Annotated in this window: 1 protein-coding gene; it reads left to right on the top strand. The window is 55.2% G+C overall.

Annotated elements, in window-relative coordinates:
* The coding region (locus IEX62_RS23595; RefSeq protein ID WP_188778838.1) for an IS30 family transposase at window positions 1–632 on the top strand (632 nt) is incomplete at both ends.

The raw sequence follows: 632 nt of genomic DNA, 5'->3' as shown, positions 1-632 counted from the left end.
AAGTGGAATCCGGAACTGGCGAGTCGCATCGAAGAAAAGCTTCAGGCCACCTGGTCTCCAGAGCAGATCGTAGAACGTTGGCGTCAGGAGGGACAAGCGATGGTAAGTTTTAAAACGATCTATCGTTGGCTATACAAAAGGCGTTTGGTGAACGGCAGGCTTGCCGTCTTACGGCACAAAGGGAAGCGGCAAAAGCCTGCAGAGACACGCGGAACGTTTGCTGTGGGCAAGCCGATCTCGAAGCGCCCGGAAGAGGTTCGGCACCGGGAGACTTTCGGCCATTGGGAACTGGATACGGTGGTTTCAGGTCGTGGGAAAAGCAAGGGCTGCGTAGCCACGTTCATCGAACGGAAAACCCGCTGGTATACCGCGATTCGTATGCCGGATCGTACGGCGTTGTCCATGGAGATTGCCTTTGGGGTAGCGGCTTCGCAGTACCCTGTCCATGCATTTCAAACCGCTACCGCAGACCGAGGCAAGGAATTCGCCTGCTACGCCAGCCTGGAAGCCGTTCATGGCGTGCAGGTATATTTTGCAGATCCCTATTCCTCCTGGCAACGTGGCTCGAACGAAAATGCCAATGGCCTCTTGCGAGAGTTTTTCCCCAAAGGGACGGATTTCGCCCAAATCAC

The organism is Paenibacillus hunanensis (genome assembly GCF_014645615.1).
In the GTDB taxonomy this organism is placed as follows: domain Bacteria; phylum Bacillota; class Bacilli; order Paenibacillales; family Paenibacillaceae; genus Saccharibacillus; species Saccharibacillus hunanensis.
Note: the sequence above shows the minus strand (reverse complement) of the source record. Positions and strands in the feature narration are given on the sequence as shown.